Annotated in this window: 28 protein-coding genes and 1 tRNA gene; 16 read left to right on the top strand and 13 right to left on the bottom strand. The window is 53.2% G+C overall.

Annotation, left to right across the window (positions count from 1 at the left end; translation table 11 throughout):
* Positions 1-9: 9 nt before the first annotated feature.
* The 3 genes from AC3WJN_RS19095 (at position 10) to AC3WJN_RS19085 (ending at position 777) form a co-directional block, all read left to right on the top strand.
* Positions 10-267 (top strand): HPr family phosphocarrier protein, encoded by a 258-nt coding sequence (locus AC3WJN_RS19095; RefSeq protein ID WP_005826907.1) that lies wholly within the window; start codon positions 10-12, stop codon positions 265-267.
* A 122-nt stretch (positions 268-389) separates the two neighbouring features.
* Complete coding sequence (locus tag AC3WJN_RS19090) at positions 390-584, top strand: hypothetical protein (protein ID WP_005826908.1); 195 nt, start codon at positions 390-392, stop codon at positions 582-584.
* Positions 585-597: 13 nt separating this feature from the next.
* Entirely contained in the window at positions 598-777 is a 180-nt protein-coding gene (locus AC3WJN_RS19085; protein ID WP_007782170.1) for an H-type small acid-soluble spore protein, read from the top strand.
* A 191-nt stretch (positions 778-968) separates the two neighbouring features.
* Here the strand turns inward: AC3WJN_RS19085 and clpP are convergent, their stop codons facing one another.
* Both clpP and AC3WJN_RS19075 read right to left on the bottom strand, forming a co-directional pair.
* Positions 969-1604 carry an ATP-dependent Clp endopeptidase proteolytic subunit ClpP gene (gene clpP, locus AC3WJN_RS19080; protein ID WP_255320479.1) on the bottom strand — a complete coding sequence of 212 codons (636 nt, stop codon included), beginning with the start codon at positions 1602-1604 and terminating at the stop codon, positions 969-971.
* Between the two features lie 98 nt (positions 1605-1702).
* Positions 1703-1924 carry a hypothetical protein gene (locus tag AC3WJN_RS19075; protein ID WP_005826913.1) on the bottom strand — a complete coding sequence of 74 codons (222 nt, stop codon included), beginning with the start codon at positions 1922-1924 and terminating at the stop codon, positions 1703-1705.
* Positions 1925-2144: 220 nt separating this feature from the next.
* On the opposite strand from AC3WJN_RS19075, the gene AC3WJN_RS19070 reads away from it, so the two are divergent.
* Positions 2145-2609, top strand: a complete 465-nt coding sequence (locus tag AC3WJN_RS19070; RefSeq protein ID WP_005826915.1) for a copper amine oxidase N-terminal domain-containing protein — start codon at positions 2145-2147, stop codon at positions 2607-2609.
* 393 nt (positions 2610-3002) lie between these two features.
* Entirely contained in the window at positions 3003-4217 is a 1215-nt protein-coding gene (locus AC3WJN_RS19065; protein ID WP_007782179.1) for a branched-chain amino acid ABC transporter substrate-binding protein, read from the top strand.
* Positions 4218-4468: 251 nt separating this feature from the next.
* Here the strand turns inward: AC3WJN_RS19065 and AC3WJN_RS19060 are convergent, their stop codons facing one another.
* Together AC3WJN_RS19060 and AC3WJN_RS19055 are read right to left on the bottom strand one after the other, a co-directional pair.
* Positions 4469-4606 carry a DUF4023 domain-containing protein gene (locus AC3WJN_RS19060; protein WP_005826919.1) on the bottom strand — a complete coding sequence of 46 codons (138 nt, stop codon included), beginning with the start codon at positions 4604-4606 and terminating at the stop codon, positions 4469-4471.
* A gap of 41 nt (positions 4607-4647) precedes the next feature.
* Positions 4648-6522, bottom strand: coding sequence for a PAS domain-containing sensor histidine kinase (locus tag AC3WJN_RS19055; RefSeq protein ID WP_005826920.1), 1875 nt, complete (start codon positions 6520-6522; stop codon positions 4648-4650).
* Between the two features lie 199 nt (positions 6523-6721).
* Here AC3WJN_RS19055 and AC3WJN_RS19050 point away from each other — a divergent pair, with 199 nt between their 5' ends.
* Positions 6722-6874: a hypothetical protein gene (locus AC3WJN_RS19050; protein ID WP_005826922.1), complete on the top strand. Its 153-nt coding sequence runs from the start codon at positions 6722-6724 to the stop codon at positions 6872-6874.
* A 110-nt stretch (positions 6875-6984) separates the two neighbouring features.
* Here AC3WJN_RS19050 and AC3WJN_RS19045 read toward each other — a convergent pair.
* Positions 6985-7059 (bottom strand) — tRNA-Arg (locus tag AC3WJN_RS19045).
* A gap of 222 nt (positions 7060-7281) precedes the next feature.
* Here AC3WJN_RS19045 and rpoN point away from each other — a divergent pair.
* The 9 genes from rpoN (at position 7282) to eno (ending at position 17537) form a co-directional block, all read left to right on the top strand.
* Positions 7282-8655, top strand: coding sequence for an RNA polymerase factor sigma-54 (gene rpoN / locus AC3WJN_RS19040; protein ID WP_007782190.1), 1374 nt, complete (start codon positions 7282-7284; stop codon positions 8653-8655).
* A 6-nt stretch (positions 8656-8661) separates the two neighbouring features.
* Positions 8662-8934 (top strand): glutaredoxin family protein, encoded by a 273-nt coding sequence (locus AC3WJN_RS19035; RefSeq protein WP_005826926.1) that lies wholly within the window; start codon positions 8662-8664, stop codon positions 8932-8934.
* 176 nt (positions 8935-9110) lie between these two features.
* A complete protein-coding gene (locus AC3WJN_RS19030; RefSeq protein ID WP_005826928.1) occupies positions 9111-10136 on the top strand; it encodes a sugar-binding transcriptional regulator in 1026 nt (341 codons plus the stop codon).
* 18 nt (positions 10137-10154) lie between these two features.
* A complete protein-coding gene (locus AC3WJN_RS19025; RefSeq protein WP_005826930.1) occupies positions 10155-11519 on the top strand; it encodes a Na+/H+ antiporter NhaC family protein in 1365 nt (454 codons plus the stop codon).
* Between the two features lie 20 nt (positions 11520-11539).
* Complete coding sequence (gene gap, locus AC3WJN_RS19020; RefSeq protein ID WP_005826932.1) at positions 11540-12544, top strand: type I glyceraldehyde-3-phosphate dehydrogenase; 1005 nt, start codon at positions 11540-11542, stop codon at positions 12542-12544.
* 96 nt (positions 12545-12640) lie between these two features.
* Complete coding sequence (locus AC3WJN_RS19015) at positions 12641-13825, top strand: phosphoglycerate kinase (RefSeq protein WP_007782199.1); 1185 nt, start codon at positions 12641-12643, stop codon at positions 13823-13825.
* 22 nt (positions 13826-13847) lie between these two features.
* Positions 13848-14606: a triose-phosphate isomerase gene (tpiA, locus tag AC3WJN_RS19010; RefSeq protein WP_005826937.1), complete on the top strand. Its 759-nt coding sequence runs from the start codon at positions 13848-13850 to the stop codon at positions 14604-14606.
* A gap of 15 nt (positions 14607-14621) precedes the next feature.
* Positions 14622-16163, top strand: coding sequence for a 2,3-bisphosphoglycerate-independent phosphoglycerate mutase (gpmI, locus tag AC3WJN_RS19005; RefSeq protein WP_238503861.1), 1542 nt, complete (start codon positions 14622-14624; stop codon positions 16161-16163).
* Positions 16164-16250: 87 nt separating this feature from the next.
* Positions 16251-17537 (top strand): phosphopyruvate hydratase, encoded by a 1287-nt coding sequence (gene eno / locus AC3WJN_RS19000; protein WP_221843252.1) that lies wholly within the window; start codon positions 16251-16253, stop codon positions 17535-17537.
* A gap of 199 nt (positions 17538-17736) precedes the next feature.
* Here the strand turns inward: eno and AC3WJN_RS18995 are convergent, their stop codons facing one another.
* The 3 genes from AC3WJN_RS18995 to AC3WJN_RS18985 are packed head-to-tail and all read right to left on the bottom strand — an operon-like array spanning position 17737 to position 20631.
* Positions 17737-18570, bottom strand: a complete 834-nt coding sequence (locus tag AC3WJN_RS18995; protein WP_007782211.1) for an ABC transporter ATP-binding protein — start codon at positions 18568-18570, stop codon at positions 17737-17739.
* Between the two features lie 19 nt (positions 18571-18589).
* Positions 18590-19624 (bottom strand): FecCD family ABC transporter permease, encoded by a 1035-nt coding sequence (locus AC3WJN_RS18990; RefSeq protein ID WP_005826945.1) that lies wholly within the window; start codon positions 19622-19624, stop codon positions 18590-18592.
* The gene (locus tag AC3WJN_RS18985; RefSeq protein ID WP_005826946.1) at positions 19624-20631 is read right to left on the bottom strand and encodes a FecCD family ABC transporter permease; all 1008 of its coding nucleotides are present in this window, start codon (positions 20629-20631) and stop codon (positions 19624-19626) included. Before AC3WJN_RS18985 ends, AC3WJN_RS18990 begins: the two co-directional genes overlap by 1 nt.
* A gap of 209 nt (positions 20632-20840) precedes the next feature.
* Here AC3WJN_RS18985 and AC3WJN_RS18980 point away from each other — a divergent pair, with 209 nt between their 5' ends.
* The gene (locus AC3WJN_RS18980; RefSeq protein WP_007782215.1) at positions 20841-21851 is read left to right on the top strand and encodes an ABC transporter substrate-binding protein; all 1011 of its coding nucleotides are present in this window, start codon (positions 20841-20843) and stop codon (positions 21849-21851) included.
* A gap of 77 nt (positions 21852-21928) precedes the next feature.
* Here the strand turns inward: AC3WJN_RS18980 and AC3WJN_RS18975 are convergent, their stop codons facing one another.
* The 5 genes from AC3WJN_RS18975 to AC3WJN_RS18955 form a co-directional block, all read right to left on the bottom strand.
* A complete protein-coding gene (locus AC3WJN_RS18975; RefSeq protein ID WP_035317155.1) occupies positions 21929-23182 on the bottom strand; it encodes a YjgB family protein in 1254 nt (417 codons plus the stop codon).
* A complete protein-coding gene (locus AC3WJN_RS18970) occupies positions 23172-23696 on the bottom strand; it encodes an RNA polymerase sigma factor (RefSeq protein ID WP_007782221.1) in 525 nt (174 codons plus the stop codon). Before AC3WJN_RS18970 ends, AC3WJN_RS18975 begins: the two co-directional genes overlap by 11 nt.
* Before the next feature lie 120 nt (positions 23697-23816).
* On the bottom strand, positions 23817-24563 hold the full coding sequence (locus AC3WJN_RS18965) for an ABC transporter permease (RefSeq protein WP_005826954.1): 747 nt from the start codon (positions 24561-24563) through the stop codon (positions 23817-23819).
* Complete coding sequence (locus AC3WJN_RS18960; RefSeq protein WP_007782223.1) at positions 24560-25315, bottom strand: ABC transporter ATP-binding protein; 756 nt, start codon at positions 25313-25315, stop codon at positions 24560-24562. Before AC3WJN_RS18960 ends, AC3WJN_RS18965 begins: the two co-directional genes overlap by 4 nt.
* 79 nt (positions 25316-25394) lie before the next feature.
* Positions 25395-25790 carry a YqzM family protein gene (locus AC3WJN_RS18955; protein WP_005826958.1) on the bottom strand — a complete coding sequence of 132 codons (396 nt, stop codon included), beginning with the start codon at positions 25788-25790 and terminating at the stop codon, positions 25395-25397.
* Positions 25791-25942: the final 152 nt, after the last annotated feature.

The following is a 25942-nucleotide window of genomic DNA, read 5'->3' as shown; positions in this document are numbered from 1 at the left end:
GGTCCATTCATGGTTCAACAGCAGGTTGTGGTTCAGTTGAAGACCGGTTTGCAGGCTCGTCCGGCTGCCTTTTTCGTACAAGAGGCCAACCGTTTTGTATCGGAAGTATTCGTAGAAAAAGGCAACAAAAAGGTCAACGCGAAAAGCATCATGGGTATCATGAGCCTCGCCATCAGCTCGGGAACGGAGATTACCATCTTGGCAGAAGGGCCGGATGCCTCCCAGGCAGTTTCGAGCCTTTCCAATCTGGTAAGCAAAGAAGAGTAGAAAACGATGGACGAAAGACACTGTCCCTTAATCGGGGGTGTCTTTTTTTGCGTCCATGCATCATTTTGCGTGGCGCAGGGTATTGCTAAACAATGTAGAGCGCAATAAAGGAGGAATGACTCATGAGCAATCGTGACACGTGTCGGGATAGCTGCAACGAAGGTCGGGATGCATACGACATGGACATCGACCGGATGATAAATGAAGGACTTGGAGGCGGAATCGTTTCCGATCAGAACGGCTTGATCGAGGAAACGAGCGTGGATACGATGACAGGGGCAAGCTCCGCGCAGCAAGCCTTAGACGACGAGCGATAAGAGGGAAGAACCTATGGATCTGACAAGAGCGCAGGCTATTCTTTATTCTCCTGAAAAAATCAAGGTAGAATACCAAGGCGAGTCGGTGTGGATCGATGCAGTCGACGAGAGGACGTCTACCGCGCGCATTCATCAGGAAAGAAACCCCGGCAACAGCTTGACTGTGTACGTCAGTCAGTTGGAAGAAGTCTAAGTCTACCCTCGCAAACGAAACAAAAGCGTAGCTGGCAAGCCGAGCGCGGGACGTCCTGGCGTTTTCACGGCTGCTTTGTCAGCGAATGATAAGGGCGTGCCGACAGGGGACCACCGAGGTACATACAGCGCCCTATAAAAAAACACTCGTGCCAACAATTCGATGGGCACGAGTGTTTTTTGACGCAGACGTTACTTTTTCGAAGAAGGCTCGGAAGTAATGACTTTGTCGATCAATCCGTACTCTACTGCTTCTTGGGCAGAGAGGAAGTTGTCGCGATCCGTATCCTTCTGGATGCGCTCCAGCGGCTGTCCTGTACGCTCAGCCAGGATGGTGTTCAGGTGGTCGCGCATTTTCAAAATGCGTTTCGCCGCGATTTCGATATCGCTTGCCTGACCTTGTGCACCGCCCAATGGCTGGTGAATCATCACTTCGCTGTTTGGCAGCGCATAGCGTTTGCCTTTTGTTCCGGCAGCGAGCAGGAAAGCGCCCATCGAAGCGGCCATTCCGATACAAATGGTGGAGACGTCTGGCTTGATGAAGTGCATCGTATCGTAAATCGCCATTCCGGCAGTGATGGAACCGCCAGGACTGTTTATGTACAGATGAATGTCTTTCTCCGGATCTTCCGCCTGAAGGAACAACAGTTGGGCCACCACAATGTTGGCTACCGTGTCATTGATGGGGGTTCCCAGAAAGATGATGCGGTCTTTGAGCAGGCGCGAATAAATATCGTAAGCACGTTCACCGCGGTTGGTCTGTTCAATGACAGTTGGAATCAAATTCATGTGCATCTCGTCTTCCTCCTCTCTTTGTAAGATTATCATACACAAAAGGTCAATGAAGGTCAAACACATAAGTGCACGCCCTCACTACCATGTTTGCCATTTTGCCTCTCCCTAAACCTATGGCAAAAGGAAAGCATTCATTCTTCTTCCGCGTCGTCTGCTTCCGTCAGGTCGACAGCCAGCTTGAGCGTCGCCTTCATCTTTTTCCCCTTGATGATCGTATATTCCTCCACCTGCTTGGCCGAAAGCTGATTGATGGCCTCTGCCAGTTCCTGCTGATTTTTGTACGGCTGGATGGTCAGCAAACATTCTTCATCGCTGGCTTCCTGGTAAATCAGAAAAAAACGATCGCTCGCCATGAGAGCTTCCTCCGTTCAAACAAAGTTATCCACAGTTTTATCAACAGGTTGTGCACAAAAACATTTGTTCGCGGGATAGCACGCCTGATTTCCATAGTTTTGGCATATTTGGCGTCTCGTTAACATAGGAAAAGTATGGAATGAAAAAGAGGAAAAAGCAGATATGTGTCGAAAATGATAAAATTGGAATTCATTTCATAAAAATCGAGGGGTGTTTAGTATGCTTCGCAAGTTTTCCACATTGATGCTTACAGCCGCTTTGCTGACAGGAAGTGTTGCAGCGACTGCTGCTTTTGCCCAACAGGCACCTGCACAGCAACAACTGAAAATCAAAGTTGAGCTGAATGGCAAAGAGCTGCCGTTTCCTCAAGACATCGTAACTGAAAACGGAGTGGCTTATGTAAACGCAAGTACGTTGGCATTGGCACTCGGAGGCGCAGCAGCATGGGATACCATGACCAAATCGCTTCTGGTTTCCAAAGATAACAAGTACGGCCTGCGCATGTATGAAAACAGCACGTTTGCTTACAAAAACGGCAAGGAAATCCGCGTGCCGAACCCGCCGCGTGCAACTACCGGAGCTGTGCTGGTACCATTGGTGTACATCGCACAAGAGCTGGGTGCCAAAGTGACTTACGATGCGAAAACACTCACCTACAAGCTGACAACCGAGATCAATTCGTAACCTTTTGGATGATTCCTCCGTTGTGATTGCCTTCGCGCTTCTCGTATAATAGAGAAAAAGCAGGCGCAATCGAGAGGGGACTTACACTCATGCAAGGAACCACGTTTGCCAGTGTAGCGATGCTGGTTGGCTTTGTAGTATTGGCCATATACGTTACGTGCAAAGCGTATTCCCAAAAATACAAAGAGTAATAATATTTTTCCATAAAAACGACCACTCTTGCGGGATGTGGTTGTTTTTATTTAATTTTCTGAAAATATACTGCACGGAAATATAAACCAAGGCAATAAAACAGGAGAAATATTATCATTTCTATTGCAAATTTTCTAAAATATCCTACAATGAAAGAGTGCATCATAGTTTGTTCGTAAATAAAGAGGGGGATGTTTTGCTATGAAAAAACAGAAATCACTGTCAATTCTGGCTGCTACGGTAGCACTGGGGACATTGCTTGCAGGTTGCGGCGGCGGTCAATCCAGCGCCCCACAATCGAACAGCGGAGGCGGAAGCACCAGTGGCGGCGGAGCAGGGGAGAAGCTGGTTATCGCCGTAGTCGGTCCGATGTCCGGCCAATATTCCGATTATGGAAGCACAGCCAAAGCAGGTGCGGAATACGCCCTGAAGGAAAAGCAGGAGGCGTTCAAGGCGCTCGGCTTTGACGTACAGCTTTCCGCACAAGACGACCAGGCTGACCCGAAACAAGGGGTAGCCGTCGCCCAAATGTTGATTTCCAACCCTGATGTGGTAGGTGTCGTCGGCCACGCAACAACTGGTGCCTCGATTACTGCCGCTGCCCAATACGATCAAGAAAAGCTCGTGATGGTATCTCCATCCGCAACAGGTTCTGACCTGACTGAGCAAGGCAAAAAGATCGTACACCGCATCTGTGCGCGTGATGACCAGCAAGGCTCCAAGGCAGCCATCTACGCGAAAAACCAGCTCGGTGTAAAATCGGCGTTCATCATGCACGACAAGGCTGCTTACGGCCAAGGTCTTGCGGAAGAAGTGAAAAAGCAGTTTGAAGCAGACGGCGTGCAAATCGTCGGCTTCGAAGGCGTAACCGCAGGCGAGAAAGATTACAGCGCGGTCATCAACCAGATCGTGTCGAAAAATCCGGAAATGATCTACTTCGGCGGCTACTACTCCGATGCTGGTATCATCGTCAAGCAGGCGCGCGAAAAAGGCTTCAAAGGCATCTTCATGGGTGGAGACGGCTACGACTCCGCTGACCTGGTGAAAATCGCCGGCGCTGAAAATGCGAACAACGTCGTCTTCACCTCGACTGTCGGTGACGTAGGCGCTACAGAAGAAGGCAAGAAATGGATCGAAGACTTCGAAAAATCGACTGGCAACAAAGTGGGGATCTTCACATCTTTCGGTTATGATTCCATGGGCGTAATGCTCAACGGTCTGGAAGAAGCGATCAAAGCGAACGGCGGCAAAAAGCCAACCCGTGAGCAAGTGCTGGAAGCCGTGCACAAAACAAAAGACTACAAAGGCAAATTCGTAAACGTGACCTTCAACGAAAAAGGCGACAACGAGTTCGCGTCCGTCTACGTGTACAAATACGAAGACGGGAAAAAAGTTTACATCGGCGAAGCGAAGTAATCGGTCGGTAGGAACGAGCCGTTTGGGACATACTACGTTTGGCACGAAGACCAGCTAGAAGGAGGCATTCGCATGTCAAACAATCGCAATACGAAAAACGGCGGCAATCAAGGGCACAGCAGCAAGACCCAGGATACCCAGAAGCAAAAGTCCGAACGAGATCGCAACCTGAACAAGCAAGACCCGCAATAAGCGAAAAGCAAAAAGCCCACCCAAGCGAGCTTGACGCTCCTGGGTGGGCTTTTGCGATCTTACCAGATTCCTTGCTTGCTCGGCAGCCGTTTTTCCGGGTGGCCGTAGCCTTGGTGCTTGCGGCTTCTCAGATTTTTCGCCTGCGATTCGCGAATTTTGGCGACGAACTCGCTCGTGCTCATTTTGGTAAAGTCCATAGGGCACCTCCATCTTCCACGCTGTTTGGCTTGACGCCTTTTTAGGATGGCCCTTTTTGCTCGTGCGCAATCGGGAGCGTAATTTTTACAGTCGTGCCCTCATTGCGTTTGCTGGCGATTTCCAGGTGGCCTCCGTGGTCTTTGATGATTTTGCTGCTAATCATCAGGCCCAGGCCGGTTCCGTTTTCCTTTGTAGTGAAAAAAGGATCGCCCAGCTTCGGAATCAGCTCTTCCGGTATTCCGCAGCCGTTGTCCGCGATCGTAATCAGTACCTCCTGATCGGCCTTTGCGCTGGTGGCAAGCATGATCTCGCCGTGTCCGTCAATCGCTTCGAGCGCATTTTTGACGATGTTGATAAACACTTGCTTCAACTGGTTTTCTTCGCCGGAAATAACGGGGGCATACTCAAAAGACGTGTGAATCGGAATGTTTTTCAGGTTCGATTCCGATGCCAGCAAGGTCAAGACGTTTTCCAGCAAGGAGACAAGGGAAAGCGACTTGATCTGGACGTTGTGCGGCTTGGAAAGCACGAGCAGCTCGCTGACGATGAAGTTGATCCGGTCCAGCTCCGAGAGCATGATGTCCGCGTACATTTGTTGCTCGCTCAGCGTCGGCTTCAAAAGCTGGATAAAGCCTTTCAGCGAAGTGAGCGGATTGCGAATCTCGTGCGCGATGCCCGCGGCCAGCTCGCCGATCACCGAGAGCTTCTCGGCCTGGCGGAGCAGCAGCTCGTTGTTGCGGCGCTCGGTAATGTCGCGGGACACGATGATAAAGCCGTCGCACTCGCCGCAGTCGGTCAAAATCGGCGCGCCTTTTGCCTCCAGAACGATCCAGTCGCCATGCGCGCTCCGGTAGCGAAATTCGCAGGTGCGAGGCTCCAGCGTCCGGACCAGATCGTGAAATTGCTCGCGGACACGCTCGACGTCTTCCGGGTGAACGCATTGGAAGCACATTGGCCCGGCGTGCTGGCTCGTCCCTGTGACCCGCTCATAGGAAGGCGAGAGGTGCACGATCTCGCCATGCTTGTCGGTAATCAAAATCAAATCGTCGGTATGCTCGGCAATGATTTTGCTTTCCTTTTTGATGCGGGACAAAGCCGCCTCGGAAACTTTGCGTTCCGTGACGTTGCGGGACACAAACATGATGTTTTTGACGGTCCCGTCTTCCTGGACCATGGGAATGCCGCGCGTCTCGAAGGAGATCCACGCGCCGTTTTTATGCCGGGAACGAAGCTCGAGGAAGACGGGCTGTTTGGTTTGGAAAATTTCCCGCTGTTTGGCCAGGAGCAGAGGGAAGTCTTCGGGATGAGTGATTTCCAGGCTGCCCGGAGAGACGAGCTCGGCAGGCGAGTAGCCGAGCTGCTGCTCGATGGATGGAGAGACGTATATCCGCTGCAGCGTCTCGTCGAAAATCGTCACAAGGTCCTGGGTATGGTCAATCAACAGCCGATACTTGGTTTCGGTCTGGCGCAGCGCTTTTTCGATCCGCTTGCGGTCGGAGATATCGCGCGTGACGCAGGAGGCCGCGATAATGGTGCCATTTTCGTCCCGGATGGGGGTTGCGGACAGCGTAACTTCTACGAGTGTCCCGTCTTTGCGCTTTCGCACCGTCTCGTAGTTGGTCAAATGAACGCCCATGCTCCTGACGGCGTCAAACAGTTGTCTCGTTTCGTTGACGAGCTCGTCCGGGATAAAACAGTACGGAGAAGCGTCAAGCTCCTCCAGCGACCACCCGTAATATTGCTCAAACGCTTGATTGACCAGCACGATGCGGTTGTCCATGTTGCTGATGGAGATGGCATCTGTCGTATAGTGAAAAAACGCTTTCAAAATCTGGTCGGGAAAGAGGAGACTCGTCATCTGGCGCGGAACATGCTTCTTTTTCCACGTAAACGTGGGCTTTAGCTGATCTGTCATAAATATCCTGCCTTGCGGTTCAATTATTTGGATAGTCGTGTCGAGATAGTATTCGTGTTGTTGACGGTGTTTTCCTATCGCCAAAATTAGAATATAGTGGGATTGGCTGGTACTTTATCGTTGGTAAACGGTTGAAGGTTCAAAAGCGCCGAAAAAATAGGCTATAATGTAGGGAGCAAAAACTGGCGGGGGTGTATGCATGAGCACGGGGTTTATCATCGTTCTTGTCCTGACGTTTGTTCTTATCATCGGGGCCACGATTTTGGTTACGAATAAAGCTTATTCCCGGAAACCGGAGCAGATTGATCCGCTGCCGGGGAAAGACGCGGCGAGCAAAGAGCTGGATCAGTAGAGCGGAAAAAATCAAGCCTGCGGCGAGGATGGCGCTGCGCAGGCTTTTTTGGCGCGAAAAACAGGGCTGTAAACAGAAAAAAGACTGGAATGCATCCAGTCTTTTTCGTATGGTACGCCTGAAGGGAATCGAACCCCCGCACATGGTTCCGGAGACCATTGCTCTATCCACTGAGCTACAGGCGTGCAATATAATGGGTGACACTAATTAATTATAAGTCATCCACGGGGAAAAATGCAAACGAAAAACGAGATTTTGTGTGATTTTTTTTCATGAGTGTGAACAGGAAGCAATCTCAATTTTTTGTGTACGCTCTTCAAAAATTGGCAGGAAAATTGCAAGAGAGAACGAATATAATGAAAATTAAAGAGACATTCGCAAGAAGCAGTGGGAAGGGGGCGAGCTTCATGAACATGGGATTGGGTTTGTATCAGGAACAGACGCTGAAACTTGTGATGACGCCGGAGTTGCGTCAGGCCATTACTATATTGCAATACTCTGCTGTTGATCTGATCTCCTATTTGCAGGATCAGGCCAACGAAAATCCTGTATTTGACCTGGAAGTGGCAGCGGAAGTGGCTACGGCAAAAGCAGAAAAGCCGGCGCCGGAAATCGACTGGAAGGAAATCGTCGGAAACCGCGCGACAGGCGATTATTCTCCGGCAAAAAATGAAAGCACTTACAACCCGCTGGATTACGTGCAGCAAGGCAACGAAAACTTGTATGAGCATCTGGAGCGGCAGCTTGGCTATGTAAAAGGCTTCTCGCCTCTGCAAAAGCGAATCGCACTGTTTTTGATCGGAAATTTGGACGAAAAAGGCTATCTGGAAATTACGCTGGAGGAAGCGAGCCGCAATCTCGGGGTAGACGTGCCGGAGATTGAGGATGTGCTGTCGGTGTTGCAGCATTTTGATCCGGTAGGCGTGGCGGCGCGTAGTCTGGAGGAATGTTTGCTCTTGCAGTTGGAGCACCTGGCCCTCGACGACGAAAAGATCGTCCTGGTCGTGCGCAACCATCTGCAAGACCTCGCCGACAACCGCTACCAGCGCATTGCCGACAAAGTGGGCTGCACGCCGCAGGAAGTGCAGACGATGGCGGATTTGGTCCGCACGCTGAATCCAAGGCCCGGCGCCCAGTTTTCCCAGGCGGAGACGAGATACGTCATCCCGGACGTGACGGTGGAAAAGGTCGGGAGCGAGTACGTCGTGCTCGTCAACGATGTGGCGGCGCCGCGTTTGAAAATCAACAGCTTTTATGAGAAAATGCTTAGTCAGCAAAAAAGCCAGGAAGAGGCGAAGCAGTTTATCCACGACAAGCTTAACGCTGCGATGTGGCTGGCGAAAAGCCTGGAACAGCGCCGTCTGACGCTGATGCGCGTCACCCAGGCGATCGTGGACATGCAGCGCGACTTTTTCGACCGCGGCATCCATTACTTGAAGCCGATGACGCAAAAGGAGATCGCCGAGCGGGTCGGCTTGCACGAATCGACGATCAGCCGTGCGACCAGCAACAAATACGTGCAGACTCCGCGGGGCATTTTTGAGCTGAAATACTTCTTTACTTCCGCCCTCACCACTTCCAGCGGGTCTGCGACATCCTCGGAGAGCGTCAAACGCAGAATCAAGGCGTTGATTGAGCAGGAGGATCGCAAGGCGCCGCTGTCTGACCAGAAGCTGGGGGAAATGCTGCTTGCGGAAGGAATCGAAATTTCTCGCCGCACGGTCGCCAAGTACCGCGAAGAAATGCTGATCCCGTCCTCTGCAAAACGAAAGAGGTTTTAAACGACAATGAACAACAAGCAGCTTGAGGTCGTCCTGTACGGACGGAAAAAATGCCATTTGTGCGACGATGTGGAGCTTGCCATCCGCAGTCTGGCGGAGGAGTTTCCGTTGCAACTGCACATCGTGGACATTGAGAGCGACGCACAGCTTCACGAAGAAATGATGCTGGTGATTCCGGTAGTGGCGATCGACGGAGAAGTAGTGTTCCGTTCGATTACGCATGTAGTGACGATCGAGGAGCTGCGGGCTGAGTTTCGGAAGCGCCAGTTGACCAGTTGAATGGAAGAAAAGCTCCCCCTGCCAAGATTGGGCTAGGGGGAGCTTGCATGTTTTTCGCCGATATGCTACATTCAAGGTGAAGCAAGTGATCTTTTTTTTGCACCAATCGGGACAAAAAATGTATATACAGGGACAAAAAATGTCCCGATCAATTTTACAGCCAAGGATGTAAGCACATGCGACGATTACTGGAACTGCAGCAAAAGCTGCTGCCTGATCTGACTCAGGTCTTGCGCGAGAGGTATATGCTGCTCCGGTCGATCTACCACTTGCAGCCGATCGGACGCAGAGGGCTTGCGCAAGCGATGAATACGACAGAGCGTATTTTGCGGGCGGAAGTCGAGCTGTTGAAGGAGACAGGGCTGTTGACGGTTACCGCCGCAGGGATGCACCTGAGCGGAGAGGGGCAGCAGGTGCTGGATGACATGGAGCCGCTCGTAGGCGAACTGTTTGGCCTTACAGACTTGGCAGAAGGTCTGCAAAAGAAGCTCGGCATCCCGGAAGTGATCGTGGTGCAGGGCGACGCAGACCAGTCGCCGTGGGTCAAGGATGAGCTGGGGCGCGTAGGAGCGAGAGTGCTGAAGCAGGTCGTTCAGGAGGGAGATATTGTCGCCGTGACAGGCGGCACCTCCATCGCAAGCGTAGCCAACCACTTGACGCCTTCCGCTTCGTTCAAAAATGTGCAGTTTGTGCCCGCACGCGGCGGCCTGGGCGAGAGAGTGGAGCTGCAAGCCAACTCGCTTGCCGCTGCCATGGCTGCAAAGACTGGCGCTACTTACCGGCTGCTTCACGTGCCGGATCGCCTGCATCCGGAAGCCTTGCAGACGCTGCTCAAGGAGCCGCAGGTGCAAGATGTGCTCTCGCTTTTGCGGGATACGCGCATCGTGCTGCACGGCATCGGCGACGCCCTCGCAATGGCTCGCCGCCGCAATTATTCGGAAGAGGAGCTCGCTGATTTGGCAGAAGCCGGGGCGGTGTCTGAGTCCTTCGGCTACTACTTTAATGAAGCGGGCGAAATCGTCCACCGGATGCCGACGATCGGGCTGCAACTGGAGGAAGTGCACAAAGCTGAAACGGTACTCTCCATAGCGGGGGGCGAAAGCAAGGCAAAAGCGATTCTTTCCTTTGCCAAACAATCGTGTCAGAATGTACTCATTACGGATGAAGGGGCTGCAAGAGCCTTGTTGTCCGCACGATTGTAACGGAAGGAAGCTGATCGTATGTCTATGGCGCAGGTTATGCCCATCCTGGCGATGATTGCAGGAATTGTGTTCAGTTTGTCACTCGGTTTTCCGATTGCGCTGGGGATTGTTTTTGCGATCCTGGTCACACTGGTTAGTGTGAGCAAACTGGGCTATTCCTTGAAGCAGCAATTCTCGTTTGGCTGGGAAGGCGTCAAGAAGACGAAGCCGGTTCTCATGATCCTCTTCTTGGTGGGCGTGTTGATTCCGCTTTTGATGATGGGAGGAACCATACCCGCGATCATTTACTACGGGTTGTCCATCGTCAACGTCGACTATTTGTTTGTTCTCTCCTTTTTGCTGACAGGAGCGGTCAGTTATCTGCTGGGGACCTCTGTTGGCACCTTGAGTACCATCGGCCTGTCGCTGATGGGGATTGCCCATGCGGCAGGCATTTCGCCAGCGATTGTCGGTGGCGCGTTGATCTCCGGAGCGATGGTGGGAGAGCGGTTTTCGCCGATTTCCAGCAGCCGGCTGCTCGTCCTGTCCAATGTCGGAATGACAGAAGAACAGGACAGGCGAACCAGGCGTCCTGCCATGCTCGCGACAGGCATATGCGCCGTGCTGTTTCTCCTCATGGATCTGTTTCGCACACAGACCGGTTCCGGCGAGATGATTTCGTTGTATCAAGGGCTGTTGTCCAGCCACTTTTCGCTAAATGGGTTGCTCATGCTGCCGCTGATTGTCCTGATCGGGTCTTTCGCCCTGCGAGTAAAGGCCGTGACCGCGCTTTTGTACGGAATCGTGGTCAGCGCCGTCATGGTGGGCATTCACGGACAGCTTGACGCCAAGACGTTTTTTTCCGCCATGCTGTACGGATACGAGCTGCACTCGGGCACACCGCTCGATCAGCTTGTGCACGGCGGCGGGATGGTTGCCATTTTGAACGTTCTGCTGCTGATTGTCCTGGCAGGCTTTTTGAACGGCATTTTGAACCAGGCCAACATACTTACTCCGATTGTCGACAAATTGATGGGCAATACGAAAAATCCGACCGTACTGGTAGCAAAAGCGGCAGCGTTGTCACTTTTGGTCGTCATTATCAGTTGCAACCAGACCATTCCGATTCTGGTGCTTGGCTCGACGCTTCTCGAACGGTTCTCGCAATGGACCGGCGGACGCGAGCTGCTGGGCAAAACGATGCTGGACTCCACGGTTGTCATGCCTGTGCTGATCCCGTGGAACGGCCTGTCGATGGTGATGGCTTTGACGCTCGGCGTTCCTACTGTACAGACGTTGCCCTTCGTGTTTTTCAGCATTGTATTGCCGATTGTCACGATTCTCTCCACCCGAGGCTTTTCGCCGGAAGGTGGGTTTATAGCCACAAAGAATAAAGCTAGCTAACGAGCAGGAGGTTTTTTCTCATGGTAAAAGTAGGGATTAACGGTTTTGGACGAATTGGTCGCAACGTGTTCCGCGCAGCACTCAGCAATCCGAATGTAGAAATCGTAGCCGTAAACGATTTGACTGACGCGCAAACGCTCGCTCATCTGCTCAAATACGATTCCGTGCACGGTGTGCTGGACCTGCCTGTAGAAGCGGGCGAAAACACGCTGATCGTGGGCGGAAAAGAAATCAAGGTTCTCGCTGAACGCGATCCTGCCCAACTGAAATGGGCCGACTACGGAGTAGAGATCGTCGTTGAGTCTACAGGCCGATTCACCAAGCGCGAAGATGCGGCGAAGCACCTGGAGGGCGGAGCGAAAAAAGTCATCATTTCTGCTCCTGCTACGAATGAAGACATTACGATCGTCATGGGCGTAAACGAGGACAAATACGATCCGGCGAAGCACACCGTCATCTCCAACGCGTCCTGCACAACCAACTGCCTGGCGCCGTTTGCCAAAGTGCTGAACGACAAGTTCGGAATCGTGCGCGGTCTGATGACCACCGTGCATTCCTACACCAACGACCAGCAAATTCTCGACCTGCCGCACAAAGACTTGCGCCGTGCCCGCGCTGCTGCGGAAAACATTATCCCTACCTCCACAGGGGCAGCAAAAGCAGTGGCACTCGTGCTGCCTGAGCTGAAAGGCAAGCTGAACGGCTTCGCGATGCGCGTACCGACTCCAAACGTGTCGGTTGTCGACCTGGTAGCCGAGCTGAAAACCGATGTTACGGTAGAAGAGATCAACAACGCGCTGAAGGAAGCGGCAGAGGGTCCGATGAAAAACATCCTGGGCTACTCCGAAGCTCCGCTCGTCTCTTCCGACTACAACGGCAACCCGGCGTCCTCCACAATCGATGCGCTGTCCACGATGGTCCTGGAAGGAAACATGGTGAAAGTCGTTTCCTGGTACGATAACGAGTGGGGTTATTCCAATCGTGTCGTAGACTTGTGTCATTTTGTTGCACAGCGCGGCTTGTAACACGTAAAATAGAACTGTTGTGAAAAAGGGAGAGCAATCTCCCTTTTCCCATATGTTTTTTCCGAATAAAAAGCCAATGATTTGGGAGGATCGTTCATGAACAAGAAATCTATCCGCGATGTTGAGCTGGCAGGCAAGCGCGTATTTTGCCGTGTCGACTTTAACGTGCCGATGCAGGACGGGAAAATTACCGATGATACTCGCATTCGCGCTGCTGTGCCAACTATCCGTTTCCTGATGGAAAAAGGGGCCAAAGTAATTCTGGCAAGCCATTTTGGCCGTCCGAAGGGGCAAGTAGTGGAAGAGATGCGTCTTACTCCTGTCGCTTCCCACCTGTCTTCGCTTTTGGACAAGGAAGTGCGCAAGCTGGATGATTCCATAGGGGCAGACGTAGAAGCGGCAGTCGGGCGCATGGAAAACGGAGACGTGATCCTGCTCGAAAACGTGCGCTTCCATGCGGGAGAAGAAAAGAACGATCCGGAACTGGCAAAAAGCTTTGCGGCGCTGGCCGATCTGTTTGTCAATGACGCTTTTGGGGCAGCACACCGGGCACACGCTTCCACAGCGGGAATTGCCCAATACATACCGGCTGTAGCGGGGCTGTTGATGGAAAAGGAAATTCGCTTCCTGGGCGGAGCCTTGTCCAAGCCAGAGCGTCCATTTACGGCAATCGTCGGCGGCGCAAAAGTAAAAGATAAAATTGCTGTGATTGAGAACTTGTTGACCAAGGTTGACCACTTGATTATCGGCGGCGGCATGGCAAATACATTCCTCAAGGCACAAGGCTATGGCATCGGCGCATCGCTGTGCGAGGATGACAAGCTCGATCTGGCTCGTAGCTTGATGGAGCAGGCAAAAGAGCGCGGCGTCGAGCTTTTGATGCCAGTCGACGTCGTCGTGGCAGACCGCTTTGCGGCTGACGCGAAGAAAAAAGTCGTTTCCATCGATGCGATTCCGGATGGCTGGATGGCGCTCGATATCGGGCCAAAAACAGTGGAACAATACCGTAGCGTGATTGTCGAGTCCAAAACGGTCGTTTGGAACGGACCGATGGGCGTGTTTGAAATGGACGCTTTTGCAGAAGGCACAATCGGCGTCGCCAAAGCGATGGAAGCGTGCGCGGGTACGACCATCATCGGCGGCGGAGACTCCGTGGCTGCGGTGGAAAAAGCGGGCGTAGCCGAGCAGATGACCCACATTTCTACAGGTGGCGGGGCGTCGCTGGAATTTATGGAAGGCAAGGAGCTGCCAGGCGTAGCTGTGCTGGCAGATCACGAATAAGAGCGAAGCGGGGGGAGTTTGCATGCGGACACCAATTATCGCGGGGAACTGGAAGATGTTCAAGACGATTGCCGAGGCGAAGGCGTTTGCGGAAGAAGCCAAGGCTGGCAACAGCACTTCCGGGGTACAAAAAGTCATTTGCGCGCCATTTACAGCTTTGGCTGCCTTGAAAGAGGCGTTTGCCGGCACAGATATTGCCGTTGGCGCGCAAAACATGCATTTTGCCGAGCAGGGTGCATACACCGGGGAAATCAGCGCGGCGATGCTGAAGGAAATCGGCGTGGAGTACGTGATTCTCGGCCATTCCGAGCGTCGCCAATACTTCAATGAAACAGATGAGAGCGTGAATCAAAAAGTCGTAGCTGCGCTTGCAGCAGGTCTGGTGCCGATCGTGTGTGTCGGCGAAAGCCTGGAGCAGCGGGAAGCAGGCGAAACTGCTCAAGTTGTGCGCACGCAGACGGAAGGGGCGTTTGCGGGCCTGACAGCCGAGCAGGTGGGAAAAAGCATCATCGCCTACGAACCGATCTGGGCGATTGGCACAGGCAAGTCCTCGACTGCCGAGGATGCCAACGAGACGATTTCGTTGATCCGCAGCGTGGTCGCGGAGCGCTTCGGCCAGGCGACAGCGGAAGCCGTGCGTATTCAGTACGGCGGCAGCGTCAAGCCGGAAAACATCGCCAGCTACATGGCGCAGCCGGATATCGACGGTGCGCTGGTCGGCGGAGCGAGCCTGGCAGCGGACAGCTACTTGCAGCTTGTGGCAGGTGCGGCCAAGCGATAGGAGGAGGAGAAACAGATGGCACAAAGACCAAAGCCGGTAGCGCTGTTGATTCTGGATGGCTTTGCCTTGCGCAGCGAAACGTACGGCAACGCGGTAGCGCAAGCGAACAAACCGAACTTTGACCGTTTCTGGAACGAATACCCCCATGCGACGCTGGAAGCGAGTGGACTGGCTGTCGGATTGCCGGAAGGGCAAATGGGGAACTCCGAGGTAGGACATCTGAACATCGGTGCAGGCCGTGTCGTCTATCAAGATTTGACCCGCATCACCAAGTCGATTCGCGAAGGCGCCTTTTTTGAAAACGAAACATTGGTAGCTGCCTTCGAGCACGCGAAGCAAAACAACAAGCAGCTCCACCTGTTCGGGCTATTGTCCGACGGCGGCGTGCACAGCCATATCGAGCATTTGTACGCGATTTTGGAGCTGGCCAAGCGGCAAGATTTTGACCGCGTCTACATTCACGGCTTTCTCGACGGCCGCGACGTATCGCCGGACAGCGCCGTTGGCTACATTGAGCAACTGCAAGCGAAGATTGCGGAAATCGGCGTAGGCAAAATCGCAACGGTGCAGGGCCGCTACTACGCGATGGACCGGGACAAACGCTGGGAGCGCATCGAAAAAGCGTATCGCGCCATGGTGTATGCGGATGCTCCCGCTTACCGCGATCCGATCCAGGCGGTCAAAGAGTCCTACGAAAAGTCGATCATGGACGAATTTGTCATGCCGACAGTGATTGTCGGCGACGACGACAAGCCGGTGGCGAAGATCGAAAGCGGCGACTCGATCATCTTTTACAACTTCCGTCCTGACCGGGCGATCCAAATTTCGCAAGCATTTACGAACGAGGACTTCCGCGGCTTTGATCGCGGCGAGGGACGCCCGCGCGATCTGCACTTTGTCTGCCTGACCCATTTTTCCGAGACGGTGAACGGGTATGTGGCCTACAAGCCTTCCAACCTGGACAACACATTGGGAGAAGTGCTTTCGCAGCACGGATTGAAGCAACTGCGCATCGCCGAGACGGAGAAATATCCGCACGTGACTTTCTTCTTTAGCGGCGGGCGCGAGCAGGAGTTCCCAGGCGAGACCCGCATCCTGATTCCTTCGCCAAAAGTGGCAACCTACGACCTTCAGCCGGAAATGAGCGCTCCCGAGCTGACAGATGCGGTTGTCGCAGAGATTGAAGCGGAGAACTTCGACGCGATCATTCTCAACTTCGCCAACTGCGACATGGTCGGCCACTCCGGGAAAATGGAGCCGACGATCAAGGCCGTCGAAACCGTTGACGCATGCCTGGGCCGCGTAGTTGACGCGATTCTCGCCAAAGGAGGCGTGGCTGTCATTACAGCCGACCACGGCAACGCCGATCTGATGCTGGATGAGGAAGGGCGTCCGATCACCTCGCACAGCACGTATCCCGTGCCTGTGATTGTGACCAAAGCAGGAGAGAAGCTGCGAGAAGACGGTATTTTGGCCGATCTGGCTCCGACCTTGCTCGACCTGCTGGGAGCCGAGCAGCCAGTGGAAATGACAGGCAAATCGTTACTTGCAAAATAGCCCGCTCTAGGACACACTGATAGGTGACTAGATGCCATACAAATACTTGCGGGGCACCTCGCATACTAAAAGGAGATGGATCGAGAAATGGCAATGATTACTGACATTTATGCACGCGAAATTATGGACTCCCGCGGTAATCCAACCGTGGAAGTGGAAGTATATCTCGAAGACGGCTCGATGGGCCGCGCAGCAGTTCCATCCGGAGCGTCCACAGGTGCCTATGAAGCGGTTGAGCTTCGCGATGGCGACAAAGCCCGCTACCTGGGCAAAGGCGTACTGAAAGCCGTAGAAAACGTCAACGAAATCATTGCTCCTGAGCTGATCGGCATGGATGCTCTGGATCAGGTAGGCATCGACATGGCGATGATCCAGCTCGACGGCACGCACAACAAAGGCAAGCTGGGCGCAAACGCGATCCTCGGCGTCTCCATGGCGGTAGCACGCGCTGCTGCTGACTCCCTCGGAGTGCCTCTCTACAACTACTTGGGCGGCTTCAACGCAAGAACATTGCCAGTTCCGATGATGAACATCTTAAACGGCGGCAAGCACGCAGACAACACAGTAGACATCCAGGAATTTATGGTTATGCCAGTAGGCGCAGAGTCTTTCAAGGAAGCGCTGCGCATGGGCGCGGAAATTTTCCACTCCCTGAAAAAAGTGCTGCATGACAAAGGTCTGAGCACAGCAGTAGGCGATGAGGGCGGCTTCGCTCCAAACCTGAAGTCCAACGAAGAAGCGATCACGACCATTCTGGATGCGATCAAGGCTGCTGGCTACGAGCCGGGCAAAGACGTGTTCCTCGCGCTGGACGTAGCAGCGACCGAAATGTTCAAAGACGGCAAATACCACTTCGAAGGTGAAGGCGTTGTGAAAACAACCGAAGAAATGATCGCGTTCTACGAAGACCTGGTAAGCAAATACCCGATCATCTCCATCGAAGACGGCTTGTCCGAAGACGACTGGGATGGCTGGAAAGCGCTGACTGACAAGCTGGGCAGCAAAGTACAGCTCGTGGGCGACGACCTGTTCGTGACCAACACCGAGCGTCTGGCGCGCGGTATCGAGTCTTCCACAGGCAACTCCATCCTGGTAAAAGTAAACCAGATCGGTACCCTGACAGAGACGTTTGAAGCGATCGAAATGGCGAAGCGCGCAGGCTACACAGCGGTTATTTCCCACCGCTCCGGCGAAACCGAAGACTCCACCATCTCCGATATCGCGGTAGCTACCAATGCGGGACAAATCAAGACAGGTGCGCCTTCCCGTACCGACCGCGTAGCGAAGTACAACCAATTGCTGCGCATCGAGGACGAACTGGCTGACACTTCCCGTTTTGGCGGACGCGCTGCATTCTACAACCTGAAAAAATAAGGCCATCGGCCAGCCAAAAGAAGCGGTACCTGCGCAGGTGATGCGTAGGGCCGCTTTTTTCATGTGCAGAAAGATCCTATGCTGGCTTCCTTATGCAAGGTGATGCGGGCAACAGGCATTTGCGGCTCTGTTTTGCTTTTGGCATAAAAAAGGACGGAACCTGTGCGAGAGGTTCCGTCCTTGTGGAGCGGCTGCCGTTTTACGACATCGCGACTGCTTTTTCTTTTGTCTTCACGCTGCCAGAGCCAATCCGGCACTTGCTGTAAGGAATGCACATCGGCGTGCCGTACAGCGGGTCCAGGGTGATCTGGCAGTCCATATCAAACACGGTGCGCACGAGGTCGGTCGTCAGGATTTCTTCCGGCGCGCCCTCGGCCACGACTGTCTGGTTGTGCACGGCGACGATATGGTGCGCGTAGCGGCAAGCGAGATTCAAGTCGTGGAGGACCATGACGATGGTGCGTTGTTCCATTTCATTCAGCTCATACAACAGGTCCAATATTTCAATCTGGTGCGACATGTCCAGATACGTCGTCGGTTCGTCGAGCAGAATCGTTTCGGTCCCTTGCGCCAGTGTCATGGCGATCCAGGCCCGCTGGCGCTGACCTCCGGAGAGGCTGTCGACAGAGCGGTTGGCCAGCTCGGTAAGCTGGGTAGCGGCCAGTGCTTTTGCGACCATTTGCTCGTCTTCCTCTGACCATTGCTGAAGCCAGTTTTGATAAGGGTAGCGTCCCTGCTTGACCAGTTGCTGAATCGTCAAGCCTTCCGGGGCGGTTGGGCCTTGCGGGAGGATAGCCAGACGTTTTGCTACTTCCTTCGTAGACCGCTTGGCGATTGATTCACCCTCTAGCAAAATGGCTCCTTCCTTCGGCTTCAGCAGGCGAGCCAGCGAGCGCAGCAGTGTCGATTTGCCGCTGCCGTTGCTGCCGATGAAAACCGTGATTTTTCCACGCGGGATATTCAGGTTGAGTGCTTCGATGATGTTGCGTTCCCCGTAGGACAAGGTGAGGTTGCGGGTTTCCAAAGCTTGCATGAGGGCAGAACTCCTTTCGCTAGCGATTTCGGTTTTTGTACAGCAAATAGATGAAAAACGGAGCACCGATCGCAGAGGTGAAGACCCCGACAGGCACCTCGATCGGGGAAAAGGCCGTGCGCGCGATCAAATCGGCAGCGAGCACGATGATGGCGCCGAGAAACGCCGACAGCGGGAGCGCACCGCCAAAGGACGGGCCGATTAGCTGTTTGGCGATGTGCGGCGCGAGCAAAGCGACGAAGCTGATGTCTCCTCCGACGGACACGGCTGTTCCGGTCAACGCGGCGCAGATCATGAGCAGAAGGAAACGATCCCATTGCAGCGCGCTGCCCAGGCTCGTCGCGACATCGTCGCCGAGCTGCTGGATGTTGACTCTGCGGGCGAGAACGGCAGCGACTGCAATCAGGATGACGACCCACGGCAAGATCATGAACACATCGTTCCAGTCGACGCCGTAGATGCTTCCCGTCAACCAGAGCAAGGCTTTGTTTTGCAGCAAAAACGGGCTGAACATAATCAAAATGGTGACAAGCGCACCCGCAGCGATCTTGATTCCGACACCGATCATGACGAGACGCAGCGGCGTGACGCCTTTTTTCCACGACAGGGCGTACAGCAGAAACGTCGTCAGCATTGCTCCCAAAAAGGCAGTAGGAGGCAGCCATTTGATGCTCGCTGTTTCAAAGAGAAGCAAAAAGCCTACGGCGGCAACCGAAGCGCCTCCGGCTACGCCAAGCACGTCAGGCGAAGCGAGCGGGTTGCGAATAATCCCTTGCATGATCGCGCCCGCCGCTGCCAAAGCTGCTCCCACCAGGACGGCAATCAGGATGCGCGGAAGCCGGAATTGCTGGACAACCAACGCATTTTCTTCCGAACCGATTCCGAGCAGGACTTTGACGACATCCAGCGGCGCAATTTTCATCTCGCCCATTCCGAGACTGACGACTGCCACAGCCAGGGCAAGCAGCAGCGCGATGGTTGTATACAGCAGCGTTTTTTTATGTAGCTGAAAAGAAAACCGTTTGCCAAAGCGCAGAGGCAGGTATGGCTTCATTATTTATCCAGCCCCTTTCGTGCGACATAGATGAAGAACGGAACACCGATCAGGGCGGTCATGACGCCAATTGGCACTTCGGCAGGCATGGCGATAAAGCGTGCGCCGATATCGGCCAAAAGCAAAAGGATCGAACCGAGCAGTCCGCTGTACAACAGCACCCAATGCGTTTCGATTCCGACAAGATAACGGGCCAGATGCGGCGTGACCAGTCCGACGAAGCCGATCGGGCCAGCGACAGCTACTGCGCAGCCGGAGAGCAGGACGATCACGACACCGATTGAGAGCTTGACGAGCAAAGTGCGCTGGCCGAGACCTTTTGCCACATCGTCGCCCATGAGCAGCGTTTGAATGGGGCGGGCCAGCAGGAAAGCGGCGATCCAGGCGAAGATCATATATGGAAAGACTGTAGCCAAATACTCCAGCTTTCTTCCGCCGACAGAGCCAGCAAGCCAGAAAAGCACCTCGTCGGCAGCTTTTTCGTTGAGTACCATCATCGCGTGGCGGATGGAAGCAGCCAAGGCAGTAATCGCTGCCCCTGCAAGCACCAGCTTGACGGGAGTAAGGCCATCTCTGCCGAATGAGCCGAGCAGGTAGACGATGAACCCGGCTACGGCAGCTCCGAAAAAGGAAATCCACGTAAACTCCGTAAGCGAGCTGATTCCGACAAACGTAACGGCGAAAACGACAAAGAGAGAAGCGCCTGCGTTCAGTCCAAACAGCTCAACATCTGCCACAGGGTTTCTCGTCAGCGATTGCAGCAGGGTACCTGCAAGGCCGAGACAAAAGCCGACCGTCAGCGCATTCAGCACGCGCGGCACCCGAACTTCTTTAATGACAATATGTTCGTTTGTTCCGTTAAAATGGGTATAGGCGTCAATGGCTGTTTGCCAGCTCGTATCAATCACGCCAAACACAAGACTGGCATAGCTGAGGTAAACCAGCAGCAGAATGGCGATAGCCACTCCTAGAATTTTGCGAAAACGGCTTGCTAGTAAAGCATTCATGAGGGCTACATCCTTATCTATGCATGTTGTTCTGTAGGCATTTCGTACCCTGCCCTATAGTAAGTGTAGAGCCAGCCTGACTATGTGTCAATGATTTTGAGAGTCATTATCAATTTATACTTGACGATCACCCTCGCATGAAGGTAGGATAGTCAGTGTTATTGATTTACATTCTCAATTAGCCAAATAGGTAAGGGGGTCCTTGCACCATGTTTTCTCGTACATACCGTACGGCAGGCGGTAAAGTGTTCTTCGCCGTGCTGATGGCGCTTTTGCTGATTGTCACTGGTTGCGGCAATCAACAGGCGACTGAGCAAAAACCTGCAGAACAACAACCTGCTGAACAAGCTACAGGCAATTCCGCAGGTTCCGAGCAATCTTATACAGTCAAACACGCGATGGGCGAAACCATCATTAAAGGTACACCACAGCGCGTAGTCATGCTGACCAACCAAGGGACAGAAACCTTGATGGCACTTGGCGTGAAGCCAGTAGGTGCTGTTGGTGCCGCTCATGATCCGACTCAATTCTACGATTTCACCAAGTCCTTCCTGGAAGGCACCAAGCTGGTTGGGACAGAAGGTCAGCCAAACCTGGAAGCAATCGCTGCTCTTAAGCCAGACCTGATTCTCGGGATGAAATTCCGTCACGAAAAAATTTACCAACAACTGTCCGCTATCGCTCCAACCGTCTTCGTAGAAGAGCCGCGCGGCGACTGGAAAGCAAACTTCAGCCTGTATGCAGAAGCGGTAAACAAAAAGGCGGAAGGCGAAAAAATCATCGCTGACTGGGAAAAACGTGTAGCCGAGTTCAAGGAAAAAGCGGGCGACAAGCTGAAAACGCAAGTATCCGTCGTGCGTTTCATGCCTGGTAAAGTTCGCATCTACTATAAAGACACCTTCACTGGCGCGATCTTCAAAGACCTGGGTCTGGCTCGTCCAGCTTCCCAAGACAAAGAAGAGTTTGCAGCAGAAGTAACCAAAGAGCGCATTCCAGAGATGGACGGCGACATCATGTTCTACTTCACGTATGAGACAGGAAAAGGCGAAGCGTCCAAGATCGAGCAAGAATGGACGAACGATCCATTGTGGAAAAACCTGAACGTAGTAAAAGCAGGCAAAGCGTTCAAAGTGGATGACACGATCTGGAACACTTCCGGCGGTGTCATCGCGGCAAACAAAGTGCTGGATGAGCTGGAAGGCTACATCATCGGCAAATAAGCGCAGAGACAAAAAAGACAGGGGCGAGTTGCTCCTGTCTTTTTGCCTGTTTGCATGCGCTGCTGCGGTCTGTGAGGTTACGCTGCCATGTTGTTGACGGTGCCGCGCGGGTAGTAAATGTTCACGTGATCGATGTAGAGGCTCTCCGGTTTGCCCGCAGTTCCGGAAAAGACGATTTTCAACTCGTAGTCCGGCGTGACCTTGTACGTGTAAATGGTTTGCCCGGCTGCGGTCGCGGTGCTGTTTGGCTTGCCCAATGCTTGCAAAACCTCTGCTTGCGTGATCGCTTGCAGGCGAGGGTCGTAGGAACGAATATCGACGACTTGCATGCCTTTGTTAAAGGCGAAGACCAGTCCGCGATTCTGGTACGTATTGTATGTGAGTCCGTTGACGTAGGAGACGACATCAGGCTTGCCGATTTGTTTTTCGATTTCGTCAAAGACGTCTTTTTCTACCCGATACTCGCTGCCGAGCGTCTGCCCGTTTTTGGCCAGCTCGCGCAAGTCTTGCAGCATGTCGATGTTGCTTCCGTACAGCATCAGGTTTTTGTTGCCTTGCGGGTAGTAGACGTTGTATCTCACGAGAACGAGGTTCGTGTCACCTGCGCTCTTCAAGCCCTGGAAGATGAACTTCACCTGGTATTTGCTCGTCACGTCGTAGGTGTAAATGGTCTGATTGCCAAATTCGCTGACGCGGTTTGGTTTGCCCCACGCTTTTTCCACTTCGGACAAATGGATTTGATGCAAGCGGGGATCGGTCGTGCGGATGTCGACAAGCTGCATGCCTTTGTTGTAGCCGAACACGACGCCGCGCTTCGTATAGGTGGAGTAGGTGAGTCCGTTGGCTTGATCGGTATAGTCTGGCTTGCCCCAGTCTTTTTCGACTTGGTCGAAGACGGTGTTTTCCACGGTGTACGGTGCGGTAAACCCTTTGCCTTTTTCCGCTTCCGTGCGGATCAGCGGCAGCAACTGCTCGGATTGTGGCGTGACAGGTGCAGGGTTTACGGCATTTCCTTTGCCGGCTTCAGGCCCTGGCGAAGCAGATGTCGAGCCGGGCGTCTGGTTGGTCGGATCTGGCAGTGCGCTCTGCTGATTGTTGCTGATGAGGGTTGCTCCCATCCAGATCGTCGCGGCAAGCACGGAGCAGATCGCCAAGCCTTTTCCCAGCCCGGAAAAGCGGCGGGCAGACACAACCGGTTCGGATTGAGTGCGCGAATGCGCGTCGGTGGAACGAATCGTAGACAAAATCGCTTGTTTTTTTCCTTCGGTCATTTTCATGTCAGGCAGTCCTTTCATTTCTTCTAAAAGTTGTTCATCTGTTTTAAATCGCATCGCCTACCATCCCCTTTCTTTCCTGCAAAAGCTGCTCTTTTACCGCCTTCATGGCCCGATGCATGGTGACGTTGACCTTGCTTTCCGACCAATCCAATATTTCAGCGGTTTCCTTGGAGGATAGTCCCTTGATCCCGCGAAGGATCAGTACCTCGCGATAGGTGGGCTTCATTTGCCGCAGCGCATGGTACAGCGCTTGCTGTTCGTCGTGCAAATGCAAAATCTCCTCTGGCGTCCTTTCTTCGGATTGAACTTTGGCGAGCCATTTGTCCGGCAGCCAGTTGCGAAATCGTTGTTTTCTGGCGAAGTCGATTGCCGTATGCCTGGCGATGGTGAGCAGCCATGTCTTCGGTTGCGATCTGCCTTCAAACGTTTCCAGTGACCGCAGCGCCTTGAGGAATACATCCTGGACGAGATCTTCCACGTCTTTGTTTCCGGTATAGTAGACGAGAAACTTGTAGATGTCGTCGCTATAGCGCAGAAACCATTGCTCAATGATGTTGTTTTTGTCCATAGCTGAACCACCTTTTTGCTTTCTACTTGTAATTTGACGACCAAGGTGCGCTTTCATTACAAAAGACGAAAAAAACTGCCGGAATTATGACCGACAGTTTCTGGAAATTCGTTTTTTTAGTTAGTGGTGAAGCATGGCGTCGCGGGTAAACCAGAGCCGATAGCTCAGCATGCTGATGAGGACAGCAGAGACAGCGGCAGAGGAGCTGAAGCTGAGCATGATGAGAATTTGGTAGCGGACGGCTTCGACCGGGCTTGCGCCAGCGATAATCATGCCGGTCATCATTCCGGGAAGCTGAACGAGCCCGATTGTTTTCATCGTGTCAAACGTAGGGATCATGCTCGCTTTGACGGCGCGCTTCAATACCGCTTGAACGGCCTGGCGGGGAGTCGCACCCAGGCAGAGCAGCGTCTCGATCTCGCCACGGGAAGTTTCCACTTCACGGTTCATATGGGAGAGGAACAAGCTGCAAACGATCATGGAGCTACCGATAATCATGCCGCTCATGGGAATGAGGTACTGGGGTGTAGGCGTGACCAGTCCGAGTGTTACCAGTAGTCCCATGGTGACCAGCTCCGTGATCGAAAGCGAAATCGCGATCCGCCAAAAAATGCCGCGCAGCTTTTTCCCTTTGCTGGCGGCGTTCCAGGAGGCGACCGCAATCATCATGGCGATAATCAAGAGGATGAACAGCAGGCTGTCCGCGTGGAAAACAAACTGCAGCACGTAGCCGATGACCAGCAACTGCAAGGTGGAACGGACCGTGCCGATGGCGATTTCTTTTTCCAGCCCAAGCCTTTGCCATAGAGAGAGGAGGAGGGCGATCAATACGAAGGCAAAGGCGATCCAGATGGATGTATAGGTCATGAGTGCACCTCTCTCGCTGTGTGCGCATGCGCGCTTTGCAAAAAGTCGCGGGCTTGTATCGTGGGCGGCGCGTGGAAAAAGGAGTGGCTGGGCAGGTCAGCCTGTAGTTGGTGCTCCGCCAGAAACCAGATGCGCTGACAACGGCTGCGGGCCTCCTCCAGATCATGCGTGACCCAGAGAATGGTCGTGCCTGACTGCTCATGCAAATCGACGAGCAACTGCTCCGTGGCCTGTTTGCTGGCCGTATCGAGCGAGGCCGTCACTTCGTCCAGCAAAAGGACGTCCGGCTGCAGTAGCAAGGTGCGGATAAGGGCAAGCCGTTGCTTTTCTCCGCCAGAAAGCTGGTCGGCCGGCTTTGACCAGTCGACCTGCTCCAAATGAAGCTGCTCGCACAGGGCGCGAGCGAGCTTTTCATCGAATGAGCGCTGATGCAGCACACTTACGGTACGCAAATTGTCTTCCACTGTGCCCGGCAGCATGATCGCCTGCTGAGCGACGTAGCTCACTTTCATGCGCCAGGCGCCGCTATCCCACTGGGTCATTTCTTTTTGCGCGAGCCGGACCGTACCGCTGTCTGGCGGCAAAAGACGACCGAGAATGCGCAGCAGCGTGCTTTTTCCCTGCCCCGATTTTCCAAGGATTCCGATAATGGCAGGTTCCGGGATGATCGCGTTCAGGTCGTGGAAAAGCCAGTGGCCGGAGGGCGAGAGGACTTTTTTGCCCAAAGCTTCAATCTCCATGACGGTACTCATGCAAAAATCCTCCCATCAACGGGAAAACACCGAAGAGGACGAGTCTCCGGTGTTTCTCCAATACAGGCTATCTATGTACTTATTTATGCTCCGACAGCCATTGTGCAACCGCTTGAATTTCCGGTTGTTTTTTCAGCATTCCTGGAGGCATGCCGCCTTTACCTTCTTTGATAATTTTGGCGATGTCTTCAGCGCTGAGAGTTGCCCCGACTTTAGTCAGGTTCGGACCAGCGATCCCCTCCAGATTTTGTCCATGACAGGAAGCACAGTTTTGCTTGAAAATAGCTTCAGCATCAATGTTGGCAGTAGGTGCACCGCCACCTTGCGCTTCTTCTCCATGTTTTGGTGGGAAAATAATCGATCCTACGAGTGCAATGAGAAAAACTAGAAACAAGATACCAAACGAAGTGAAAAAGGCCTTCGCGGAATCAATTACGTCGTTTTGATTCATGTCTTTTTTGTTGGACCCAGCCATTGACAAAGACCTCCCGAAGCAAATAATAAAGGTTCAACTGCAATTTTACGGCAAAATCTTGACAGTTGCAAGGCGACGGCCAAACAGACAAAGAAAGTACACAATTTGCCAATTTTGTGTAAACAATCTTTTCTAGTATTGTCGCTTATATT

Source organism: Brevibacillus sp. FW306-2-1A-C05A, from assembly GCF_058781555.1.
The sequence above is the reverse complement of the archived record's forward strand: the minus strand, read 5'-3'. Positions and strand labels throughout refer to the sequence as shown.

Excerpts from the sequence above, each read along its gene's own strand:
- clpP (WP_255320479.1), bottom strand. The coding sequence starts at position 1,604 with ATGATAATCTTACAAAGAGAGGAGGAAGACGAGATGCACATGAATTTG.
- gap (WP_005826932.1), top strand. The coding sequence starts at position 11,540 with ATGGTAAAAGTAGGGATTAACGGTTTTGGACGAATTGGTCGCAACGTG.
- AC3WJN_RS19090 (WP_005826908.1), top strand. The coding sequence starts at position 390 with ATGAGCAATCGTGACACGTGTCGGGATAGCTGCAACGAAGGTCGGGAT.
- AC3WJN_RS18970 (WP_007782221.1), bottom strand. The coding sequence starts at position 23,696 with ATGGACAAAAACAACATCATTGAGCAATGGTTTCTGCGCTATAGCGAC.
- AC3WJN_RS19015 (WP_007782199.1), top strand. The coding sequence starts at position 12,641 with ATGAACAAGAAATCTATCCGCGATGTTGAGCTGGCAGGCAAGCGCGTA.
- AC3WJN_RS18990 (WP_005826945.1), bottom strand. The coding sequence starts at position 19,624 with ATGAAGCCATACCTGCCTCTGCGCTTTGGCAAACGGTTTTCTTTTCAG.
- AC3WJN_RS19060 (WP_005826919.1), bottom strand. The coding sequence starts at position 4,606 with ATGGACTTTACCAAAATGAGCACGAGCGAGTTCGTCGCCAAAATTCGC.
- AC3WJN_RS18960 (WP_007782223.1), bottom strand. The coding sequence starts at position 25,315 with ATGAGTACCGTCATGGAGATTGAAGCTTTGGGCAAAAAAGTCCTCTCG.
- AC3WJN_RS19050 (WP_005826922.1), top strand. The coding sequence starts at position 6,722 with ATGAGCACGGGGTTTATCATCGTTCTTGTCCTGACGTTTGTTCTTATC.
- AC3WJN_RS19065 (WP_007782179.1), top strand. The coding sequence starts at position 3,003 with ATGAAAAAACAGAAATCACTGTCAATTCTGGCTGCTACGGTAGCACTG.
- AC3WJN_RS18975 (WP_035317155.1), bottom strand. The coding sequence starts at position 23,182 with ATGCGATTTAAAACAGATGAACAACTTTTAGAAGAAATGAAAGGACTG.
- AC3WJN_RS19025 (WP_005826930.1), top strand. The coding sequence starts at position 10,155 with ATGTCTATGGCGCAGGTTATGCCCATCCTGGCGATGATTGCAGGAATT.
- gpmI (WP_238503861.1), top strand. The coding sequence starts at position 14,622 with ATGGCACAAAGACCAAAGCCGGTAGCGCTGTTGATTCTGGATGGCTTT.
- tpiA (WP_005826937.1), top strand. The coding sequence starts at position 13,848 with ATGCGGACACCAATTATCGCGGGGAACTGGAAGATGTTCAAGACGATT.
- AC3WJN_RS19035 (WP_005826926.1), top strand. The coding sequence starts at position 8,662 with ATGAACAACAAGCAGCTTGAGGTCGTCCTGTACGGACGGAAAAAATGC.
- AC3WJN_RS19070 (WP_005826915.1), top strand. The coding sequence starts at position 2,145 with ATGCTTCGCAAGTTTTCCACATTGATGCTTACAGCCGCTTTGCTGACA.
- AC3WJN_RS19030 (WP_005826928.1), top strand. The coding sequence starts at position 9,111 with ATGCGACGATTACTGGAACTGCAGCAAAAGCTGCTGCCTGATCTGACT.
- AC3WJN_RS19075 (WP_005826913.1), bottom strand. The coding sequence starts at position 1,924 with ATGGCGAGCGATCGTTTTTTTCTGATTTACCAGGAAGCCAGCGATGAA.
- AC3WJN_RS19085 (WP_007782170.1), top strand. The coding sequence starts at position 598 with ATGGATCTGACAAGAGCGCAGGCTATTCTTTATTCTCCTGAAAAAATC.
- eno (WP_221843252.1), top strand. The coding sequence starts at position 16,251 with ATGGCAATGATTACTGACATTTATGCACGCGAAATTATGGACTCCCGC.
- AC3WJN_RS18985 (WP_005826946.1), bottom strand. The coding sequence starts at position 20,631 with ATGAATGCTTTACTAGCAAGCCGTTTTCGCAAAATTCTAGGAGTGGCT.
- rpoN (WP_007782190.1), top strand. The coding sequence starts at position 7,282 with ATGAACATGGGATTGGGTTTGTATCAGGAACAGACGCTGAAACTTGTG.
- AC3WJN_RS19095 (WP_005826907.1), top strand. The coding sequence starts at position 10 with ATGGTTCAACAGCAGGTTGTGGTTCAGTTGAAGACCGGTTTGCAGGCT.
- AC3WJN_RS18955 (WP_005826958.1), bottom strand. The coding sequence starts at position 25,790 with ATGGCTGGGTCCAACAAAAAAGACATGAATCAAAACGACGTAATTGAT.
- AC3WJN_RS18980 (WP_007782215.1), top strand. The coding sequence starts at position 20,841 with ATGTTTTCTCGTACATACCGTACGGCAGGCGGTAAAGTGTTCTTCGCC.
- AC3WJN_RS18965 (WP_005826954.1), bottom strand. The coding sequence starts at position 24,563 with ATGACCTATACATCCATCTGGATCGCCTTTGCCTTCGTATTGATCGCC.
- AC3WJN_RS19055 (WP_005826920.1), bottom strand. The coding sequence starts at position 6,522 with ATGACAGATCAGCTAAAGCCCACGTTTACGTGGAAAAAGAAGCATGTT.
- AC3WJN_RS18995 (WP_007782211.1), bottom strand. The coding sequence starts at position 18,570 with ATGCAAGCTTTGGAAACCCGCAACCTCACCTTGTCCTACGGGGAACGC.